This is a genomic window from Corynebacterium sp., from assembly GCF_012837295.1.
Taxonomy (GTDB): Bacteria; Actinomycetota; Actinomycetes; order Mycobacteriales; family Mycobacteriaceae; genus Corynebacterium.
In genome coordinates this window covers 1-1985 of the sequence record NZ_DURI01000311.1, presented here as the reverse complement: position 1 = coordinate 1985, position 1985 = coordinate 1, and the positions used below count along the sequence as shown (strand labels likewise).

Annotated in this window: 2 protein-coding genes; one reads left to right on the top strand and one right to left on the bottom strand. The window is 68.3% G+C overall.

All coding sequences use genetic code 11. The features are described 5' to 3' along the window. On the bottom strand, positions 1 to 418 hold a 418-nt coding region (locus tag GX015_RS10080), incomplete at its 3' end, for a M20/M25/M40 family metallo-hydrolase (RefSeq protein WP_291344862.1). 282 nt (positions 419 to 700) lie between these two features. Between GX015_RS10080 and groL the strand changes: the two genes are divergently transcribed. Further along, a partial coding sequence (groL, locus tag GX015_RS10075) for a chaperonin GroEL (RefSeq protein ID WP_291344860.1) occupies positions 701 to 1985 on the top strand: 1285 nt, incomplete at its 3' end.

Sequence of the window (1985 nt, the reverse complement as noted above, 5' to 3'; positions counted from 1 at the left end):
TGCCGCGCCCGTACCAACGGCCGTCGCGCTCGGTCAGCGTCCACGGATCCGCGGTCCACGCGGCGACGTCGCCGGCGGGCTGGACGTCGTAGTGGGAATAGAGGAGAACGGTCGGGCGGCCCTCCGGCGCTGGCACGTGGCCCGTCAGCGCGATCGAGCCGTCGACGGTCTCGTGCGACTCGAGCTCGATGCCCGCCTCCGCGAACTGCTTCACGACGAGCTCGGCCGCGCCCCGGCAGGCGTCCTTCGTGTCCGCTTCACCGTGGACCGAGGGGAACGCGACGAGATCCGTCAGCTCCTTCTTGATGGCGTCGCCATCGGCGGCGACCTTCTCGCGGATCGCCGCGACGAGATCGGGGGAGATGGCGTGCGGTGCGTTCTGGTTCAGCTCGCTCTTGTTCAGCTCGGTGTCGCTCATGGGCGCCAGCATAGGTGCGGCGCCGGATCGGTCGGGGCGCTCCGCGGGGCCGTGTTCGAAAGTTGCGCGCCCGTGCCAAATCTTGCACTCGGGTGGGGCGAGTGCTAGAAACAGGGATTAGCACTCGCGTTGAGCAAGTGCCAACAACGTGACTTGAACGTGAAATGAAACAGCTGGGCCGGTCGAGGCCGCGGGTGACACTTACCGCGGCCGCATGCCGTCGCGGGCGCCGGGCCAGCACCGTCAAAGTGTCGTCGACCATCAACGGAGGATCGCAGCCTCATGGCCAAGATCATTGCATTCGACGAAGAGGCCCGCCGCGGCCTCGAAAAGGGCCTCAACACGCTGGCCGACGCCGTCAAGGTGACGCTCGGCCCCAAGGGCCGCAACGTCGTCCTGGAGCGCAAGTGGGGCGCCCCGCTCATCACCAACGACGGCGTGTCCATCGCCCGTGAGATCGAGCTCGAGGACCCCTACGAGAAGATCGGCGCGGAGCTGGTGAAGGAGGTCGCCAAGAAGACCGACGACGTCGCCGGCGACGGCACCACCACCGCCACCGTCCTCGCCCAGTCGCTCGTGTCCGAGGGCCTGCGCAACGTCGCGGCCGGTTCGAACCCGATGGGCATCAAGCGCGGCATCGAGAAGGCCGTCGAGGCCGTCACCGCCGAGCTGCTGGCCACCGCCAAGGACATCGAGACCAAGGACCAGATCGCCGCCACCGCCGGCATCTCCGCCGGCGACCCGGCCATCGGCGAGCTCATCGCCACCGCGATGGACAAGGTCGGCAAGGAAGGCGTCATCACCGTCGAGGAGGCCAACACCTTCGGCCTGGACCTCGAGCTGACCGAGGGCATGCGCTTCGACAAGGGCTACATCTCGGGCTACATGGCCACCGACCTGGAGCGCCAGGAGGCCGTCCTGGAGGATCCGTACATCCTCCTGGTCTCCGCGAAGATCTCCAACATCAAGGACCTGCTGCCGCTGCTGGAGAAGGTCATGCAGTCCGGCAAGCCGCTGCTGATCATCGCCGAGGACGTCGAGGGCGAGGCCCTGTCGACCCTGGTCGTGAACAAGATCCGCGGCACCTTCAAGTCCGTCGCCGTCAAGGCCCCGGGCTTCGGCGACCGCCGCAAGGCCATGCTGCAGGACATCGCCATCCTCACCGATGGCCAGGTCATCTCCGAGGAGGTCGGCCTGTCCCTGGAGACCGCCGATCTGCCGCTGCTGGGCCGCGCCCGCAAGGTCGTCGTCACCAAGGACGACACCACCATCGTCGAGGGCGCCGGTGCGCAGACCTCCATCGAGGGCCGCGTCAACCAGATCCGCGCCGAGCTGGACAACTCCGACTCGGACTACGACCGCGAGAAGCTGCAGGAGCGCCTGGCGAAGCTGGCCGGCGGCGTCGCCGTCATCAAGGCCGGTGCCGCCACCGAGGTGGAGCTGAAGGAGCGCAAGCACCGCATCGAGGACGCCGTGCGCAACGCCAAGGCGGCCGTCGAGGAGGGCATCGTCGCAGGCGGCGGCTCCGCGCTGCTGCAGGTCGCCCACGTGCTGGACGACGAGCTGG